Raw genomic sequence first — 19,190 nt, 5'->3', positions numbered from 1 at the left:
CGGTCCGTTCTTCCGCGGTCGAGCGGTTGCTGGACAGGCTCACGCCTTCCCCGACTACTCGGCAGCCGGCGGAACGTCTCCTGCTGCCTGCTCGGCACTCGTGTCGACCGGCGGTGCGCCGATCGCGTGGTACCCCCCGTCCACGTGGACCTGCTCCCCCGTCGTCGAGGGCATCCAGTCCGACAGCAGGGCGCACGCCGTCCGCGCCACGCTGTCATGGCTGTTCTTGGAGCTCCAACCCAGTGGGGCCTGCTTCCCCCACCCCTGCTCCAGAGCCTTGAAGCCCGGAATTCCCTTGGCCGCGATGGTGGCCAGGGGCCCGGCGGCCAGTGAATTCACCCGGATGCCCTTGGGGCCCAGGTCCCTGGCCAGGTAGCGGACCGTGGCCTCGAGCGCCGCCTTGCACACCCCCATCCAGTCGTAGATGGGCCAGGCCACCCGGTTGTCGAAGTCCAGGGTAACGATGGACCCGCCATTGGTCATCAGCGGGGCCACCGCCGCGGACAGCTCCTTCAGGGAATACGTGGAGATGCGGAAGGCCGTCTGCACGCTCTCCCAGGGAGTGTTGAGGAAGTTGCCACCCAGGGCGTCCTCGGGCGCGAACGCCACCGAGTGCAGCACGCCGTCCACCCGCCCCCACTTCTGGCGCAGCGACTCGGCGAGGGCGGTGAAGTGCTCCGACTTCGTGACGTCCAGCTCCAGCACCTCGGTGCCGGGCTTGAGGCGCTTGGCGCTCCGCTCGGTGAGGGAGCGCGCCCGGCCGAAGCCGGTGAGGATGATCTCTGCCCCCTGGGCCAGCGCGTGCTCGGCGATGCCATAGGCCAGCGACTGGGGGGTGAGCACTCCGGTGATCAGGATCTTCTTGCCCTGCAACAGCATGAGGTGCCTTTCGCGAGAAGAAGAGGGGGAGGCGGGGCGGTTTACCACTCCTGGCGGCAGGTGGGGCGTGAAACACGGGACGCCGCAGCGCGTAAAGGCGCGGCCCGGCGCCTCCCCGGCTGGAGCCCCCGCCTGAAGTTCTGCTCACGAGGCGCATGATTCTTGCTGCTGGCTCCCCCCCCTCGCCGCCGCTAGAAGTCCCGGAAGATCCAACAAATTGCGGCGAAAACCCCCCAACGGGCCCCCCATCCAGTAAAAGACTCCCCGCCATGGCGAATTTTCAGGACTCGTACCTCTCTGGCGCCAACATCGACTTCATCGAAGGGCTGTACGCCCGCTACCTTCAGGATCCCTCCAGCGTGGATCCGAGCTGGCGGGACATCTTCGAGCGCAACAATGGCGCCGGGCGCCCCATCTTCAACAAGACGCTGCTGGAGGCTCCCGCCCCGGCCGCCCCCGCCACCCCGGGCAAGAACGGCAAGCCGGCCGCCGCCGTAGCCCAGGCGCCGGCTCCCGCCCCCGTGGCGGCGCCCGCCCAGGACGTGCGGCTGCAGGCCCGGGTGGACCAGACCATCACCGCCTTCCGGCTGCGCGGCCACCTGCGCGCGAAGCTGGATCCGCTCGGCCGTGCCCGCCCGCCGCTGGAGCACGTGGCGGACATGCCCATGGTGGACGAGAAGCACTTCTCCTCCGAGGAGTCCCAGCAGACCGTGGAGAGCGGCAGCGTCTTCGCCGAGCCCCGGGTGAAGCTGGAGGAGCTGCTCGGGCGCCTGCGCCGCACGTACAGCGGCTCCATCGGCGTCGAGTTCATGCAGATGCTCGACAGCGAGCGTCGGCGCTGGCTCATGCGGCGCATGGAGCACAGCGAGAACCGGATGCAGTTCCCGGTGGAGGAGCAGCGTCACCTGCTCACCCGGCTCTCCTACGCGGAGGGCTTCGAGAACTTCCTGCACACCAAGTACGTGGGCGTGAAGCGCTTCAGCCTGGACGGCGGTGAGAGCCTCATCCCCATGCTGGACGCCATCCTCGAGGTGGGCGGCGGCATGAACCTCAAGGAGGTCGTCATCGGCATGGCCCACCGCGGCCGCCTCAACGTGCTGACGAACATCCTCCACAAGAGCCCGGATCAGATCTTCAGCGAGTTCGAGGGCCCGGCGGACCCGAAGGCCTACATCGGTCGCGGCGACGTGAAGTACCACATGGGCTTCTCGTCGGATCACACCACGCGCGCCGGGGCCAGCATCCACCTGTCGCTGGCCTTCAACCCCAGCCACCTGGAGGCGGTGGATCCGGTGGTGGAGGGCCGCGTGCGCGCCAAGCAGGACCGCAGCGGGGACAGCGATCGCACCCGCGTGATGCCGCTGCTCATCCACGGGGACGCGGCCTTCATGGGCCAGGGCGTGGTGGCCGAGACGCTCAACCTGTCGCGGCTCAAGGGCTACGAGACGGGCGGCACCATCCACGTCGTCATCAACAACCAGGTGGGCTTCACCACCGACCCGAGCGACTCGCGCTCCTCCATCTACGCCACCGCCATCGCGCAGATGCTGGACGTGCCCGTCTTCCACGTGAACGGGGATGACCCCGAGGCCTGCGTCCACGTGGCGCGCCTGGCCGCCGAGTTCCGGCAGACGTTCAAGAGCGACGTCGTCATCGATCTCATCTGCTACCGGCGCTACGGCCACAACGAGGGTGACGATCCGTCCTTCACCCAGCCGCACATGTACGAGCTGATCCGCAAGCAGCCCACGGTGCGCACGCTGTACGCGCAGCTGCTGGCCGAGCGCGGCACCATCTCCGCCGACGAGTCCGAGGCCATCAAGCAGGCCTGCCTCAAGGAGTTCGACGACGCGCTCACCCGCATCAAGCAGGCGCGCCAGTTCAAGGAGCCCAGCGCCCTGGAGGGCCTGTGGAAGCCCTACAAGGGCGGCTCGCAGAAGAACGCGCCGGAGGTGCCCACCGCGGTGGACAAGGGCCGGCTGCACGAGGCCCTGCGCAAGCTGTCCGAGGTCCCCGCGGGCTTCAACGTCCACCCGGTGGTGGAGCGCACGGTGCTCAAGAAGCGCCAGTCCATGCTGGAGAGCGAGGAGCTGCTCTGGTCCGAGGGCGAGTCGCTGGCCTACGCCACGCTCTTGAGCGAGGGCTACGGGGTGCGGCTGTCCGGCCAGGACAGCGAGCGCGGCACCTTCAGCCACCGCCACGCGGTGCTGCACGACGTGAAGACGGGTGAGCGCTTCGTGCCGCTGCGGCAGTTCCACAGCGGCCGCGCCACCTTCCAGGTCTACAACAGCCCGCTGTCCGAGATGGGCGTGATGGGCTTCGAGTACGGCTACAGCCTGGACGTGCCGGACGGCCTCACCATCTGGGAGGCCCAGTTCGGCGACTTCGCCAACGGCGCGCAGATCATCATCGATCAGTTCATCGCCGCCGGTGAGAGCAAGTGGCGCCGGCTGTCGGGCCTCACCCTGCTGCTGCCGCACGCCTACGAGGGCCAGGGCCCGGAGCACTCCAGCGCCCGCCTCGAGCGCTTCCTCGGCCTGTGCGCCGAGGACAACATGCAGGTGTGCTACCCCACCACGCCGGCGCAGATCTTCCACCTGCTGCGCCGCCAGGTGGTGCGCCCCTACCGCAAGCCGCTGGTCATCATGTCGCCCAAGAGCCTGCTGCGCCGCCCGGAGGCGACCAGCAAGCTGGACGAGCTGGCCACGGGCCGCTTCCAGGAGATCATCCTCGACCGCAAGGAGGCGGAGCCCGCGGGCGTGACGCGGCTGCTGCTGTGCTCCGGCAAGGTCTACTACGATCTCGTCAAGGCCCGGGACGAGCAGAAGGCGTGGAACATCTCCATCGTCCGGGTGGAGCAGCTCTACCCGTTCCCCTTCGACGCGCTGGCCAGCCTGGTCTCCAGCATGCCGAAGCTGACCGAGCTCTTCTGGGTGCAGGAGGAGCCGCGCAACGCCGGCGGGTGGTATTTCATGTTCCCCCGCCTGCATGACGTGGCATCTTCCCGCGCCAGCGGGCCCGTGAAGATCGGCTACATCGGGCGGGCGGAGGCCGCCAGCCCGGCGACCGGATTCACGAAGACCCACGACTACGAGCAGCACCTCATCGTCGAGGAAGCCATCCTCCGAGGAACCAAGAATGGCCGTTGAATTGAAAGTCCCGCCCCTGGGCGAGTCCATCACCGAAGCCGTCGTCGGCAAGTGGAACAAGAAGAAGGGTGACACCGTCGCCGCGGACGAGCCGCTCGTCGTCCTCGAGACGGACAAGGTCACCATCGACGTGCCCGCTCCCGCGGCCGGCACGCTCGCCTCCATCTCCTTCAAGGACGGCGACAAGGTCCGCGTGGGCGAGGTGCTCGGCCTCATCGACGCCAACGGCGCCACCGCCGCCGCGCCTCAGCCCGCCGCCGCCGCCGCTCCCGCTCCCGCGCCGGCTCCGGCCCCCGTCGCCGCCGCCCCGGCCGCGGATGCGCGCATCACGCCCACCGCCCGGAACGTGGCGGGCGCCCACAACGTGGACGTCTCCCAGCTCCAGGGCTCTGGCGCGGGAGGCCGCATCACCAAGGACGACGTGCTCGGCCAGCTCAACCGGGGCTCGCAGGCTCCGGCCCCGACGCCGTCGGCTCCGCCGGCGCCCACCGGTCCTCGCCCCAACGCGGCCCGCGAGGAGCGCGTGCGGATGACGCCGCTGCGCAAGCGCGTGGCCGAGCGGCTCGTGCAGGCCCAGTCCACCGCCGCCATCCTCACCACCTTCAACGAGGTGGACATGGGCGAGGTGATGGCGCTGCGCAAGAAGTACAACGAGAAGTTCCAGGCGAAGCACGGCGTGAAGCTGGGCTTCATGAGCTTCTTCGTGCGCGCCTCCATCGAGGCCCTCAAGGCCTTCCCGCAGATCAACGCGGAGATCGAGGGCGAGGACGTCGTCTTCAAGCACTACTACGACATCGGCGTGGCGGTGTCCGGCTCGCGCGGGCTGGTGGTGCCGGTGCTGCGCGACGCCGACAAGCTGTCGCTGGCGGACCTGGAGAAGAAGATCGGCGACTTCGGCGTGCGCGCCCGCAACGACAAGCTCACCCTGGCGGAGCTGCAGGGCGGCACCTTCACCATCTCCAACGGCGGCATCTTCGGCTCCATGCTGTCCACGCCCATCCTCAACCCGCCGCAGTCGGGCATCCTGGGCATGCACAACATCGTCGAGCGGCCCGTGGTGAAGGACGGACAGATCGTCATCCGGCCCATCATGTACGTGGCGCTCTCGTACGACCACCGCCTGGTGGATGGCCGCGAGGCAGTCCAGTTCCTCGTCCGTGTCAAGGAGTGCATTGAGGACCCCGAGCGATTGCTGCTCGAGGTGTGATGACGCGAACGCGTCATCGCCGAAATGCACAGAGGCATCTGGACTTGCGGTGCGCCCCCCCACTACAACTGGGGTGCCTTCCGGTAGTCGGGGGGCTGAAGAACCGGGGGGCTCCGGCGCCGCCCGTCATGAAGGAAGCAACAAAATGGCAACTGGTACCGTGAAGTGGTTCAACGATGCGAAGGGCTTCGGCTTCATCACGCAGGACGGAGGTGGCGAGGACGTGTTCTGCCACCACACCGCCATCAACATGGATGGCTTCCGCACCCTGCAGGAGGGCCAGAAGGTGCAGTTCGAAGTGACCCGTGGCCCCAAGGGTCTGCAGGCTCAGAACGTGCGCGCCGTCTAAGCGCAGACCAAGCCACTCCTCACGGAACTGGCGGGTAAAGCGAGGCTCGGTCCCCTTGGCGGGAACCGGGCCTCTCTCTTTTGCGGGCTACAGGTGCTTGTGGAAGTAGTTCAGCACCCGCTCGTACTGGCGCTGGGTGACGAGCGGATCCGGCACCATGTGCGTCAGCCCGCTGAGCGGCAGCAGCTCGTGCGGCTTGCCGGCCAGGAAGAGCGCGTGGGAGAGCTTGAGGGTGTGGAAGAAGTAGACGTTGTCATCCGCGGTGCCGTGGATGAGCAGCAGTGAGGCGATGGGCTTGCTGGCGTCGTTGGCGTAGGTGAGCAGCGAGCTCTTCTCGTAGGCCTCGGGGTGCTCCTGGGGGAGCCCCAGGTAGCGCTCGGTGTAGTGGGTGTCGTAGTCGAGCCAGTCCACCACGGGAGCGCCGGCCACCGCGGCCTTGAAGACGTCCGGGCGCTTGAGGGCGGCGAGCGCGGCCATGTAGCCGCCGAAGCTCCAGCCGTAGATGCCCACGCGGGACGGATCCAGCTCGGGGACCTTCTCCGCCAGGGCCTTGAGGGCGGCGATCTGATCGTCCAGGGTGATGGTGGCGAAGTCGTACTTCACCGCGCGCTCCCAGGAGGCGCTGCGCAGCGGAGTGCCGCGCCCGTCGAACTTGACGATGAGGAAGCCCTGGTCAGCCAGCCACTGGTTGAGCAGGTTCTCCGCCATGCCACGGCGCACCACGGTGGCGGTGGGCCCGCCGTAGACATAGACGATGACGGGCAGCTTCACGCCGGGCTTCATGCTCCTGGGCCGGGTGACGGAGGCATGGAAGCCCTCCTTGCCCACCACGTAGTACTGCGTGTTGGGGGTGAAGGGAGGCTCGGCGGCGATGGAGGGCAGATCCCCCACGCGGGTGCCATCCGCCCGCAGCACCGAGTAGCGCGGCATGGTGGTGTCCGTCTGGGAGATGGCGACGAGCAGCCCGCCCTCCTTGGAGATGGTGACGGGCGTCTCGAAGGCGGGAGCGGGAGTGCCGGTGGCGATCTTCTCGGGGGCGCCGCCATCCTTCACCCGCCAGAGGTAGCTCTCGGTGGGGTTGGGATCGCCGAAGAAGTAGAGCGTGCGAGTGGCGTCCACGAAGCGCGACATGCCCCGGAAGCCGGCGCCCGGCTTCACCCAGGAGCGCGCGAGGCTGCCGTCCGCGTTGCGCTGCTCCACCTCGGGGCCGCCATTGCGCTCGGTGTACCAGAGGAAGCCGCTGCCATCCTCGAGCCAGCGGGGGAAGTCCTGGTCCAGGTTGATCCAGGCCGCATCCTTCTCCGTGAGCAGCACGCGCGTCTTGCCGGTGCGCGGCTCCACCGCGAGGAGCTGTTCCTCCGTCTGGGTGCGGTTCTGCACGAGCACCGTGAGCGGCCCGCCCTTCTGCCAGGCCACGGTGGCCAGGTACGGGTAGGCCTTCGCATCCCAGTCCACCCACACCGTCTTGCCTCCGGTGACGGGGATGACGCCCAGGCGCACCACCGCGTTGGGCTTGCCCGGACGCGGGTAGGGGAAGTCGTTGCCGCCCTTCTCGGGGTGCATCACGTCGACGATGGTGAGCTTCTCCACGGCGGTGGTGTCGGACTCGGTGTAGGCGATGAACTTCGAGTCCTGGCTCCACCAGTAGCCGGAGAAGCGGCCCATCTCCTCCTGGGCGACGAACTCGGCCAGGCCGTGGGTCTTCGCCTCCGAGCCGCCCTGGGTGACGCGCTGCTCCTTGTTGGTGGCCAGGTCGATGCGGAACACGTCGTTGTCACGCACGTAGGCGATCTGCTTGCCGTCCGGGGAGAAGCGCGGGTCGATGACGCCCGGGCCCGTCTTCAGCTCGGTCGACTTTCCGGAGGAGCGCTCGACGAGGTAGAGCTTGCCGGAGAGGCTGACGAGGATGCGCTCGCCGTCCTCGGACAAGTCGTAGGTGGTGAAGCCCCGGGTGCTCACGCGCATGCGCTCGCGGCGGGCCTTCTCCTCCACGGAGAGCGTCTCCTCGGCGCCCTTGAGGATGGACTCGGGAGTCAGCAGCTCCTTCGTCGCGCCGGTGGCCACGTCGAAGGCGAAGAGCGTCTGCGAGGCGGACGTGGGCTGGGCGCGCAGGAAGAAGAGGGTCTTCTCATCCGGAGTGAAGCGCGGCTTCACGGGACGGCCGCTCATGAAGCGGCGGGTCTCGGAGTACTGGCGGAGGAAGGTGTCGGGCTTTCGTTCGGACATGGGCTTGGCGGGAGCTGTCTGGGCGAAGGCCGAGAGGCTCGAGAGGAGGAGCACGGCTGCGGCGAGGTTGCGCATGCGACGCTGGACCTTGAAGGAGGCCCTCTCCTTTCACGTCTGGGGGGCGCGAAGCCTACACTCCCTGGCTTCACGCATCGGGTGGGAAAGCACGGACCCGGGAGGTTATTCCGAGATGGAGCAGGAAGCGCCACTCCACCTGCGGCTGGCGGGTGTCATCCGCCTGTCATTGGCGGGAGGCCGGGGGCCAAAGGACGCCTATGTCTTCGATCCGCACCGGCTCGCGCTGCCGTCCTGGGCGTGCGCGCTCGGAGAGGGTAGTCCTCCCGCACTGCTGGTGAGCCTGGACCGGCACCTGGACGTGGTGCCTCCGCGACAGCCGGAGGCCGTGCCGGACCGGAGCGCGGGGCTGAGGGCGCTGGACGAGCACGCGCGGTGGGCGCTGGACGTGCGCAACTACGATCACATCCTGGCCGCCATGGAGGCCGGGCTGGTGGGAGACGCGCTCCTCATCGCGCGGGCGCGGCCTCGGGGCTCGTTCGAGCGGGACGTATATAAGGATACGCGCGGCCGGGAGCACCGCCTGGTGTCGGTGCCCACGGTGGACCGGGCGGCGGAGGCGTTCCGGAGTCCCGCGCCGGGGGATGCGGTGCGCGAGGTGCTGGAGCGGGCGGAGCGGGTGCTGCTGGACGTGGACCTGGACTGCTTCACGACGCCGAGCGACGCGGATCCGACGACGGTGCTGCCGTGGCCGCGGAGCATCATCCGCGAGTTCCTGCTGCCGGAGGACTCTGGCCCCTTCTGGGACGCGGTGCTGGGAAAGGCCGTCGCGCTCACGCTGGCCCGGGAGCCTCACCACTGTGGTGGGCTGCTGGCGTCCGGAGAGCTGTTCCGCGAGGTTGCCGAGGTGCTGTTCCGCGAGCTGCTCCACGCCGAGCCCCCGTGAAACCGGAGGCGTGGCGTCCCAGGACAGTCCTTCTGGCGCGCGAGGACAAGAACCTCCAGCCCTCCGAGAGATAGAGCTTCGCCAACGGCTCGCGAGAGCCCTCACCCACGGAGGTTCTATGTTGGCAGGAGCAATCTCCCCTCAGTCGCCATCCAGCGGCGAGCATCATGGACGGTTCCCGAACCGGCGAGCCCCCCGGAGCACCTCGCCCTGGGGCTGGGTGCTGCTGATGATGTTGGCGGGATGCGAGCCCGGGGCATTACACGCCCTGAGTGACGAAGGGCCGCACCCGCTCTTCGCTGTCGTCCCCGAGGTTGAGGCCCCCCGCCAGCTCGGCCAGAGCCTCGTGGCACCCCCTGCCCCACTCTTCGCGGGCCTCTTCCGCGCGGGTACGGACGATCACGCGTTGTCGGTGAGTGCCGAGTGGGCAACCTTCGAGGCGCAGTATCAAGAGTGGGCCGCGGCTGGCCTCCGCCTGGTGGATCTCAACGTCGAGGTGACGGACGGCGTCCCGCGCTACAGCGGGGCGTGGTTGCCGGGGAGTGGGGTGCATGCGCTGCGCGTGGGGCTCTCCTTGCCGGCTTTCGAGGCCGAAGCGCGGAGCCTGAACCCCCAGGGAATGCGCCTCATCGATCTGGAAGTCTACGTGGAGGGTGGCCAGCGAAGGTTCGCGGGGGTGTGGGACGCCAGCCCGAATGGCTATCTGTTCCAGGCAGACCTGGACTCGAACGAGCTGGCCTTCTTCCGGCAGATACTCCCCTCGACCGGGCTGCGCCTCGTCGATCTGGAGACCTACGTGGAGAACGGCCAGCGCCAGTACGCGGCGGTCTGGAACCCCGGTACCGGTAGCCATGCCCTCCGGACGGGAGACACCTGGCCGGTCTTCCAGACCAAGACGCAGGAGCTGGCCGCGCAGGGACTGCGCCTGGTGGACATGGAGGCGTACTGGGAGGGAAATGAGTGGCACTTCAACGGCGTCTACCGAGAGGGCTCGGATGCCTACCAGGTCGTCGCCGGGCAGGACTGGAACGCCTTTGTCTCCACCTGGAGCGCGGCGAGCCAGGACAACCTGCGCCTGACCGACTTCCAGGCGTACTCACCGCCGCCCTGGGCGTCCGAGTTCGACAAGGTCATGGACGGGAAGGCCATGGGTTACTCCTACGCCATCGTCGAGGCGGGACAGATGACGACCTCGGGCGGCGTGGGCTACGCGCGGGCGCCCTACGAGAGCAGCGCTCCGGGAGTCGCCATGACGGCCTCGACCCGGGTGCACCAGGCCAGCGTCTCCAAGCCCATCACCGCCACGGCGATGATGTACCTCGTCCAGAACAACGGCATCTCCCTGGACGCGCCCTTCTACCCGTACGTGAGCAGCCGGTGGCCTGGCGCCGCCGCGGGTGTGAACCAGGTGACCCTCCGCCAGCTCCTCACCCACCGCAGCGGCATGGCCGGGTGGGGCTACTGTGGGGATGACTTCAATGCCTCCATGGCCCAGCTGCTGGCCACCCCGCTGGTGAGCACTCCGGGCAGCACACAGGCCTACTCGAACGGCAACTTCTGCCTGCTGCGCGCCGTCATCGAGGCCATCTCCGGCATGGACTATGTGACGTTCGTGCGGACGAACATCCTCCAGCCCATGGGCATCACCGCCATGAGCTGCATGCCCGATGCCGTCAACCCGACGCTCTACTACGCGTACGGCGCGCAGTCGCCCGGCTACCTCTGGACCACCGACTACACCTCGCAGTGTGGCGCCTACGGCTGGTACGCCTCCGCCAACGATCTGGCGAAGTTCCTCATCGGCATCCAGAACAACACCGTGCTCTCGGCGTCGACGGCCCAGCTCATGCGCAGCCAGCAGCTGGGCTGGTGGGGAGCAGGCACCTTGGGCGGAGCCGCCTCCCATCACAATGGCGCCTGGCTCACCGGTGATGGCCGAGGCAGCAACACGGGCATCGTCCTGCTGCCGAACGGGGTTGCCGCCGTGCTGCTGAGCAACACCCACGGCTTCGACATCATCGGCTCGGTGATCGAGGCCTACAACAAGGGCCCCTACGCGCTGTAGCCCCGCGCGAGCGGGGGTCGCGAGGAGCCACGGCTCCGGCAGGCATGACCTGCCGGGGCTCGCGGCCGCGCGGAGGCGCGACTACCGCAGAGGCGAGTCCAGGACGGAGGGCCGGTACTCGGTGATCTGACCGCCGCTGAAGGTGAAGCGCTGGCCTACAGGCGGCATCGTGTCGTTGAGCACGTAGCCGAAGTCGAACCGGAACGGGTACACGTTGAACTGCGGGAAGAGGAAGCGGATGCCCACGCCCACCGAGTGCACCACGCTCGGCCCCCGGTCGAAGGCCGAGCCCGCGTCGTAGAAGAGCACGCCCCCCAGGTGCAGCGTGTGGAAGACGAGCGGCGCGGTGCGGTACTCCACGTTGACCAGCAGCAGCCGCTTGCCGGAGTACGCGTCCTGCCGCGCGCCTCGCAGGCCGTTGGCCCCGCCCAACAGAGTCACCCGGTCGAACAGGTCATCGGTGTTCACGTCCAGCAGGCCGCGCACCATGAAGCGCCCGCCGAGCACCTTCGGCGTCACCTGGTGTACCTCCGCCGCCCAGCGCCGGTTCGTCCACGCGGCGCCCTCTCCGAGCGCCCGTCGGATGGAGCCTCCCGCCGACACCGTGGTCATCGCATCTCCCCACAGCCAGCGGTAGCGCGCCGCCAGGCCCAGCTCCGCGTAGTGCGCCGCCGAGGAGAAGGCCGGAGGCGCATACCGGACCGTGGCCAGCGTCGAGTGGCCGATCTGGAAGTCCTCCGAGAGCGCGTACGAGTCCACCTCGCGCAGCACCTCGTAGCGGGCCTCGAAGGCCGACAGCGACAGGGAGGTGTAGACGGCATTCTCGCTGCGGGGCAGGTGGTTGGCCTTCAGCCACTCGCGCTGCGCGTCATCCAGCGGAGCCGCCAGGGGGGCGGCATAGCTCCGGTGATAGGCCGTCACCCCACCCGTCACGTTCGTCTTGTAGTACTCGCCATACGAGCGCGTGTAGCTCGCCCCGCCCGACACGTCGCGCGTCTCGTAGATGAAGGGCACGGGCGCGCCGTCCGGGTAGGGGAGCTGCCACACCTCGGTGCCTCGGAACACGCGCGTCGTCGACGTGTCCCAGGAGACGGAGGTGTTGGCGCTCCACGGCGTGGACAGCGAGTACAGCGGGCGCTGGAAGACCACCGAGCCGCGCGTGCCCTCTGGCTTGCCGCTCTCCCGTCCGATGATGATGGAGGCCGTCTCTCCCAGGTACCAGCGGCTGCCGCCCACGCGCCGGTTGATGTACGTCTGGCCGATGCTCATGGTGTCCGGGCGCAGCAGGAAGTCCACCGCCAGCCGCTGGTTGAGCCCCAGGAAGTTCGTCTCGGTGCCCTGCAGCCGCAGATAGCGCAGGAAGGAGCCCACCAGCTCCCAGTCCTGGTTGAGCCGCAGCGACCACAGGTCCTTGGTGATGACCAGCAGGGCCACGCTGCCGGGAGCGGTGCCCTTCACCGGGACGACGCGCACGGCCGAGAAGATGCCCAGCTTGCGCAGGTTGCGAGCCGTCTCCTGGGCGAGCTCGTCCGAGTACGGCGCCCCGGGCTCCAGCAGCACCTCGCGGCGGATGACCTCCTCGCGGGTGCGCACGTGGAAGATGTTGAGGAAGTTGGGGTACGGGTCGCTCTGGGCCACCACGTCCTCGGCCGAGACGAGCACCGCCTCCAGCCGCTGGCCCTCGGGCGAGGGCTCCACCTCACGGCCATGCTGGGCGAGCCCCCACTCGACGAGGGTCTCCTCGTACCCTCTCGCCGAGGCGCCTACCTCCGGAGCTGTCGCCATCAGCGGCGCGACCATCAAGGTGAGCAACGCGAGCGGCACCGGGACATCTTGGCACGCGCCGCGCCCCGTCCGAGGAGACATTTGCAAGGGGAGACGTTCAGCGCGGGAGGTTGGGAATTACTGCTGGTCAACAGTCCTATCGTCCCGAGGCTCACCCAGGGTTTCAGTCTCGCCGCCGGACCACAAGAGTACGAGCGCTTCGCCATCTTGGGAGATTCACCGTGGGCCACAGCTCTGGATCGAGCATCCTCCTCGTTGAGGACAATGAGGACATTCGCGAGGGGCTGAGCACCCTGCTGGAGCCGGAGGGGTATGACGTGACGGCTGTTGGCACGGCGGAGGAGGGGCTCGTGCAGCTCGAGACCCGACGCTTCGACCTGGTCATCACGGACTACATGCTGCCGGGCGAGAACGGGGGCTGGATGGTGGAGCAGGCGGCGAAGCGGAGCTGCCTCGGAAACGCGCGGGTGTTGATGATCACCGCCCACCCGCGGGTGGTGCCACCGCCGGGGGTACGCATCCTCCACAAGCCGCTGGACATCCACGCGCTCCTGCGAGCGGTGGGAGACGAGCTCGCGGTGGGTCTTCAGCACAAGGTGAAGGCCAGCTGAAATGCTCCGAGGCGTGGGGCCGCGTACGACTCCAGGGCCAATCCGTTTCTCCGAGCCACTCGTTAGGTTGTCTCGATGAGCGACTCCACGAGCCCGATGAGCTTTGGCCAGCCTGCCACCGAGCCCGAGAAGAACCGGTGGGTGTTCGGCCTCCGGGTGCGAATCGAGCCGTACCACAAGGAGTCTCCCGACAGCCGGACGCGCACGAAGAAGGTCGAGAAGCCGGACCGGTTCTCCGTCGTCATCAGCACTCCGAAGTTCGACCCGTGAGCCCGCGCCTCGCGCGCTACTTCTCCAAGAGCAGGTTGACCTCGAGCTGGGTGGTCTGCCCCACGGCCACCGTGATGTGGCGGGTCACATCCTTGCGCAGCTTGTCATTGACGAGCCTCACGGCGTACTGACCTGCATCGAGCGGAAAAGGCTTCTCCGGAGCTGGGCCCATCTGCCACCCGTTCAGGAACAGCTTGGCCTCAGGCACGACTCGAAGGTCCAGGGTCCCCTGCCCCGCTTTCGGAGGCTCCGTGTCCTCGGAAGAACGGGGGCTCCCCATGCTCGAGGGCTTGCGGCCCTCTGGAACGGGCCTGGGCGGAGCCTCCCGTGGAGCAGCGCCGCTCCCCACGTCGCCTGGCTCCTCGAGACGCGGCTCTGGCTTGCTGGGGCTCGGCCCACTGGACGCAGGCGCGCTGACAGGAGGCGCGGGTGCCACCGGGGGCGTGGCAGGAGGAGGTACCGGGTTCTCGCCTGCCCGCGGGGAATGTCGGTGGATGAGCAGGCCCGATCCGAGCAGGAAGAGCAGGATGCCGGCGCGCGCGACCCAGACCATCTCCTTCTCCGAGCGTCCCTGGCGCTGGGGAGGAGGGCTCTCCGGTGGAGGAGCGACCTGGAGGATGGAAGTCTGAGGAGCTTGAGCGCCGTTGCGCAGAATGAGCTGCGAAGGGCGCGCGGCCGCGGTGAGCTCGAGCGGACGCTGAGGCAGGGCGAGCCTCGGATTGCTGGGCGCGGAGCTGAGGGTCTGGACCGTGGGATGAGGATTGTCGATTCCCGCCGTCATCATGGAGACGATCTGGGCAACCTGTGGAGCCCCCATGGGCCTGGCCGTGGACAGGATGAACTCCTCCAGGTCCGTCTGGAAGGACGCGCAGTCCGGGTAGCGCCGCTCACGCTCCTTGGCGAGGGCTCGATTCAGGATGCGCTGGAGAGCCTCCGGCACATCGGGCCGGCGCTGCAGGACGGGCACCTGCAGCTCGAAGAGGATGGCCTGGACCATGCCCGCATCCGACGTGGCGATGAAGGGCTTGAGCCCCGTCAGCAGCTCATAGAAGACGACCCCGAGCGCATACACATCCGCGCGCGGGTCCAGCGGCTCGTTGCGGAGCTGCTCGGGCGCCATGTACGCCAGCTTGCCCTTCACCACGCCTGCCTGGGTGTGGGGGCTCAGTCCCGCGGCCTTGGCGATGCCGAAGTCCACCACCTTCACGGCCCCCTGCCTGGACAGCAGGATGTTATCGGGGCTGATGTCGCGGTGGATGATGTTCAGGGGCTGCCGGGTGGAGGGATCCCGGTAGCCATGGGCAAAGGCCAGGCCCTCGCAGGCGGCCGAGACGATGCGAGCGCAGAACGCGAGCGGCAACGCCAGCCCCACGGCGCTGGAGCGCCGGATGATCTCCCTGAGGTTGGGCCCGTCGATGTACTCCATGGCCAGGAAGTAGGTGCCCTCGGACTCACCGAAGTCGAAGATCTGGACGATGTTCGGGTGGTTGAGCTGCGCGGCCAGGCGGGCCTCGGTGAGGAACATCTCCACGAACGTGGGCTCGGTGGCCAGGTGCGGCAGGATGCGCTTGACGACCAGCAGCTTCTCGAAGCCCATGGGACCGGCGGCCTTGGCGAGGAACACCTCGGCCATGCCTCCGGTGGCGAGCTTGTGAATCAGGCGGTACTTACCGATCTCCATGGCGCTCACTGCCGGGCCACGATGATGAACTCGATGCGGCGGTTGTTCTCGCGACCAATGGATGTGGCGTTGCTGTAGAGGGGGCGGCTCTGGCCGTAGCCCTTGGCCTCCAGCCGCTCGGGCGCAACACCACGCTGGATGAGGTACTTCCGGACCTCCTCCGCGCGAGCTTGCGACTGGCGCTGATTATCGAGCGCATTTCCCCGATCGTCGGTATGCGCTCCCACCACGACGAGCGGCAGGTCGGGGTGCTCGAGCATCACCTTGGCCACCCAGTTCAACACCGGGAAGGAGCGCTCGACGATTCGAGGCTGCCCGGGAACGAAGAAGACCTTGTCCGTCAGCTCGATCTTCTGCCTGGTGAGGGAGACGAGCGGCACCTCGTGCGCGGGGCACCCATGGTTGTCCACAGGGCCCGGCTCCCTGGCGCAGGTATCCACCACATTGGCGATGTTGTCCCGGTCCAGGTCCGACTCCGGGCAGCCCTGACGCTCCGGAGGGCCCGCCAGGTCCGGACACTGATCGATGTCGTCCTCGATCCCATCCAGGTCCCGATCCTTCAGCGGACAGCCTCGGGAGATCTCCGGCCCCGGCTCCGAAGGACAGACATCCCGTCCGTCCTCGATGCCATCCTTGTCCTGATCAGGCATCGGACAGCCCTTCCAGGCAGCCACCCCTACTTCCGCGGGGCACGCATCCAGCTTGTCCTCGATGCCATCCCTGTCGAGGTCGGTCCACGGACAGCCCTGTCGCTCGGGCGTCCCTGCCTGCTCATCGCACTGATCCAGCCCGTTCGGCACCCCGTCACTGTCCTCGTCCATGTCCGGGCACTCCTCCGCCGAGTGCTCGAGCTCTGGAGCACAGGTCACCGAGGACTCGTCGGAAAGCCGCGGCGGCACCACGCGACCGAACGCCGCCCCGAGCAGGACTCGGAACAAGGGCGTTCCCGGAGCCGCGCCACTCCCCAGCCCCGCGAGCGCGAACACCTCCACGGAGGGGTTCACCAGGTACCGAGGCCCGAGGAACAGCTCCACCGAGCTGGGCTGCTTCACCAGCGGGAAGGTCCCTCGCAGATCGAGCTCCCACCGGGTGCGCTGCCCCACCATCGCCAGGGCAAGCCCGACCTGAGCCTCATTACCCACGGCAGCCCGAGCCAGAGCGCGCTCCTCGTACGGCGTGAGGACGGGCCGAACCATGAGCCGCGAATCCACCGCGACGCGGAACCAGCCGAACCGCCGGCCGATCATCACCCGAGGCGCATAACGAAGCCCTTCATCTCGAGCGAACCCGGGAGCGCTCCCCATGGGAGCCCCCACGCCCATCTCCAGCGCCAGATCTCCCCAGGAGCCGGCCTGCTGGGAGACCAGCCCCACCCGGGCGCTCACCGTCGGTGTCGACAGCCCCGAGGAGGCGGGCCGGGCGATGCCCTCCCCGCTCAGGTCCGTCCCTGTCTGCAACACCACGATGGGGAGCTGCACCCCCAGCTCGAGCCAGGAGAACGGAGCATAGGCCGCGGCCAGATGCGTCGTCGCCCGGCTCCCCACGATGGGGACAACCTGCCCGTCCCGGGAGAACACGAAGGGGTTGTGCTGATAATGCCCCACCGCGGAGAACCGGAAGTCCCCCGCGGGCAACAGCTCCCCGGTTCCCATGAGGAGCGAGCCCGCGGCGCCAGGGTTCAAATCCAGCCGCTCCAGCTCGAAGCTGTCGAAAGGCGGCGGCTCCTGCGCGAGCGTGACGGACGAAGCGAGCACGAGAGCGATTGCGCACGCTCTCCTTCCAAGCTTGCACTGAATCATTACGACCCCTAGGGCGAGCCCTCGGTGGGTGGATGATCAAGAAGGATCCATCCCTGATCCGAGACAGTCATACAGGGTGATCGAGCGGAAGTGCGTACCCCCGGAGTGGTACTCGAGACTGCTCACGATTCACCTATACACCCTCAGCACGAACGGCGCGGGGAGCGAATTCAACGCTCCAGACTGTCTGCTTCCGCGTCAATCCCTTCCATCTCTCTCACGAAATCATGAGCGGGGGCATGTCGAACCTTCAATGGAATCACACGCGGGAAGTCGCGCGAGGGAGGCAAGCCCTCGTGAGGCTCACGACCGCCTGCGCGGTGCTGGCGCTTCCCGGCTGCGCCACGAGCAAGGCGGCGACCTGCGACACGCCTCCCCCCTTCTTCGCTCGGCTGGATGCGGCGGCGGACGGCGTCAATCCAGACGCCCAGGGCCGCTCGCTGCCCACCGTGGTTCAGCTCCTCCAGATCAAGGACAGCGTCAAGCTGGAGCGAGCCAGCTTCCAGAAGCTCTGGACGGAGCCCAAGGTCATCCTCGGTGAGGATCTCCTGCTCTCGGCGGAGCTCGTCGCGGCGCCAGGCCGCGAGACGGGGCAGTGGGTGCAGCGGGATCCCAAGGCCCGGTTCGTGGCGGCCATCGGGCTCTTCCGCCAGCCCCTGGGCTACTCGTGGCTCGCCGTCGCCAAGCTCCCGCCCGTCCCCTCCAGTCAGTGCGAGGAGCAACCCGCGGGTGAGCGCGGCGCCACTCCCAGCCCCGAAGACACCCAACTCCGCTTCAAGCTCCAGGGCTATCAGATCGACTACCTGCGCCCTTCGAGGAGAACGCCATGAAGGCCCCGCAGCGCATCATCTGGTCGGAGGGGATGTTCATGAGTCCCCACCACCTCCAGCAGCTGGATCTGTATCACGAGACCTTGGTGGAGACCCGACTGGGCTCGGTGTGTCTCTATCCCTGGGGTGTGGCGTCCATGCAGCTCGACATGGAGGCCCTGCGCGCCGGTCAGATCAGCCTCCTGGAGTTCACGGGCATCCTGCCTGACGGGCTGCCCGTCGCCTTCGAGGCGGGGCATGAGGAGTCACCCGCGGCCCGCCCTGTCGAAGGCCACTTCCGCCCCACGCAGCAGTTGCTGGAGCTCTACCTGGGCATCCCCAAGGAGCGCAGCGACGTCGAGAGCTACGGCGCCGCGGGCAAGCTGGGGGCCAACCCTCGCTTCACGCCCCGCAGCCGCCCGGTGGGGGATCTCCACGCCGCCACCTCCGTGGTGCAGATCGCCTTCGCCCAGCGCAACGTGAAGCTCCTGTTCGGCGACGAGCCTCGGGACGACTTCGACTCCATGAAGATCGCCGAGCTCACCCGGGACAAGTCGGGGAGCCTGGTGCTCGTCGACAACTACATCCCGCCCTGCCTGCGCATCAGCTCCTCCCCGTTCATCATGAACGAGCTGCGCTCCCTGCTGCGGATCCTCGTCGCCAAGCAGCGGCAGATCGCCTCCCGGCGACGACACCGGGACGCCTCCTCGCTCGAGTTCACCGCCTCGGACGTCACGCTGTTCCTGGAGCTGCACGCCCTCAACGGCATCATCCCGTTCCTCTCCCACGCCATCGAGGCGGGCAACATGCGCCCGCACGATCTGTACCTGATGCTGAGCCGGCTCGGAGGGCAGCTCTGCACCTTCTCCGCGGACGCCGATCCGGCCGCCATGCCGCCCTTCCAGTTCACCAACCTGCGCGTCACCTTCGAGGAGCTGTTCCGGCGGCTGCTCCAGCTGCTGCGAGCGGTGGCGCTGGAGCAGTGCCTCACCGTCCCCATGGAGCTGGGCTCCGACGGGCTCTATCGGGCGAAGCTCGAGGACGAGCGGATCGAGCGCTGTGGACAGTTCCTCCTCATGGTGCGCAGCGAGCTGCCGGAGCAGGTCGTCGCCGATCAGCTCCCCAAGCTCTCGAAGCTCGGGAGCTGGTCGGAGATCCAGGGGCTCGTCCAGGCCACCACGCCGGGGGTCCCGCTGCAGGTCACCTACCGACCGCCTCCCGAAGTGCCCGTCCGCCCGGGCGCCTCCTACTTCTCCCTCTCTCCGCAGGACGGAGGCTGGAGAACGGTGCTGCGTGAGCACGCCGTCGCCCTCTACCTCCCGCACCCCTTCAACTCCGCCAACACCTCCATCGAGCTGCTCGCGGTGCCCACCGTGGGCCGCTGAGCCGCCACCTTCCG

Annotated in this window: 14 protein-coding genes; 9 read left to right on the top strand and 5 right to left on the bottom strand. The window is 68.2% G+C overall.

The annotated features are described in order from the left end of the window. Positions 1-54: 54 nt before the first annotated feature. The gene (gene fabI, locus KY572_RS31275) at positions 55-879 is read right to left on the bottom strand and encodes an enoyl-ACP reductase FabI (protein WP_224247276.1); all 825 of its coding nucleotides are present in this window, start codon (positions 877-879) and stop codon (positions 55-57) included. A 269-nt stretch (positions 880-1,148) separates the two neighbouring features. Here fabI and KY572_RS31270 point away from each other — a divergent pair, with 269 nt between their 5' ends. The 3 genes from KY572_RS31270 (at position 1,149) to KY572_RS31260 (ending at position 5,584) form a co-directional block, all read left to right on the top strand. Then, positions 1,149-4,028 carry a 2-oxoglutarate dehydrogenase E1 component gene (locus KY572_RS31270; RefSeq protein ID WP_224247274.1) on the top strand — a complete coding sequence of 960 codons (2,880 nt, stop codon included), beginning with the start codon at positions 1,149-1,151 and terminating at the stop codon, positions 4,026-4,028. Further along, entirely contained in the window at positions 4,018-5,235 is a 1,218-nt protein-coding gene (gene odhB / locus KY572_RS31265; protein ID WP_224247272.1) for a 2-oxoglutarate dehydrogenase complex dihydrolipoyllysine-residue succinyltransferase, read from the top strand. Before KY572_RS31270 ends, odhB begins: the two co-directional genes overlap by 11 nt. A gap of 145 nt (positions 5,236-5,380) precedes the next feature. Continuing rightward, a complete protein-coding gene (locus tag KY572_RS31260) occupies positions 5,381-5,584 on the top strand; it encodes a cold-shock protein (RefSeq protein WP_044194335.1) in 204 nt (67 codons plus the stop codon). Between the two features lie 87 nt (positions 5,585-5,671). Here KY572_RS31260 and KY572_RS31255 read toward each other — a convergent pair whose 3' ends face one another. Further along, the gene (locus KY572_RS31255; RefSeq protein ID WP_224247271.1) at positions 5,672-7,885 is read right to left on the bottom strand and encodes an alpha/beta fold hydrolase; all 2,214 of its coding nucleotides are present in this window, start codon (positions 7,883-7,885) and stop codon (positions 5,672-5,674) included. Between the two features lie 115 nt (positions 7,886-8,000). On the opposite strand from KY572_RS31255, the gene KY572_RS31250 reads away from it, so the two are divergent. Beyond that, a complete protein-coding gene (locus KY572_RS31250) occupies positions 8,001-8,771 on the top strand; it encodes a UPF0489 family protein (protein ID WP_224247269.1) in 771 nt (256 codons plus the stop codon). A gap of 346 nt (positions 8,772-9,117) precedes the next feature. Further along, positions 9,118-10,836: a serine hydrolase gene (locus tag KY572_RS31245; RefSeq protein WP_224247267.1), complete on the top strand. Its 1,719-nt coding sequence runs from the start codon at positions 9,118-9,120 to the stop codon at positions 10,834-10,836. Between the two features lie 81 nt (positions 10,837-10,917). Here the strand turns inward: KY572_RS31245 and KY572_RS31240 are convergent, their stop codons facing one another. After that, a complete protein-coding gene (locus tag KY572_RS31240; RefSeq protein ID WP_224247407.1) occupies positions 10,918-12,621 on the bottom strand; it encodes a BamA/TamA family outer membrane protein in 1,704 nt (567 codons plus the stop codon). Between the two features lie 221 nt (positions 12,622-12,842). Between KY572_RS31240 and KY572_RS31235 the strand changes: the two genes are divergently transcribed. After that, a complete protein-coding gene (locus tag KY572_RS31235) occupies positions 12,843-13,232 on the top strand; it encodes a response regulator (RefSeq protein ID WP_224247266.1) in 390 nt (129 codons plus the stop codon). Positions 13,233-13,307: 75 nt separating this feature from the next. Then, a complete protein-coding gene (locus KY572_RS31230) occupies positions 13,308-13,502 on the top strand; it encodes a hypothetical protein (RefSeq protein ID WP_224247264.1) in 195 nt (64 codons plus the stop codon). 16 nt (positions 13,503-13,518) lie between these two features. Here the strand turns inward: KY572_RS31230 and KY572_RS31225 are convergent, their stop codons facing one another. After that, complete coding sequence (locus KY572_RS31225) at positions 13,519-15,183, bottom strand: serine/threonine protein kinase (RefSeq protein ID WP_224247262.1); 1,665 nt, start codon at positions 15,181-15,183, stop codon at positions 13,519-13,521. Between the two features lie 5 nt (positions 15,184-15,188). Next, complete coding sequence (locus KY572_RS31220; protein ID WP_224247260.1) at positions 15,189-16,937, bottom strand: OmpA family protein; 1,749 nt, start codon at positions 16,935-16,937, stop codon at positions 15,189-15,191. Between the two features lie 341 nt (positions 16,938-17,278). Here KY572_RS31220 and tssJ point away from each other — a divergent pair, with 341 nt between their 5' ends. Together tssJ and tssK are read left to right on the top strand one after the other, a co-directional pair. Continuing rightward, positions 17,279-17,812: a type VI secretion system lipoprotein TssJ gene (gene tssJ, locus KY572_RS31215; RefSeq protein ID WP_224247258.1), complete on the top strand. Its 534-nt coding sequence runs from the start codon at positions 17,279-17,281 to the stop codon at positions 17,810-17,812. Beyond that, a complete protein-coding gene (tssK, locus tag KY572_RS31210) occupies positions 17,809-19,176 on the top strand; it encodes a type VI secretion system baseplate subunit TssK (RefSeq protein WP_224247256.1) in 1,368 nt (455 codons plus the stop codon). The genes tssJ and tssK overlap by 4 nt, the downstream gene beginning before the upstream one ends. The last annotated feature ends 14 nt before the right edge of the window (positions 19,177-19,190 follow it).

It is taken from the genome of Hyalangium gracile, assembly GCF_020103725.1.
Lineage (GTDB): Bacteria > Myxococcota > Myxococcia > Myxococcales > Myxococcaceae > Hyalangium > Hyalangium gracile.
Note: the sequence above shows the minus strand (reverse complement) of the source record. Positions and strands in the feature narration are given on the sequence as shown.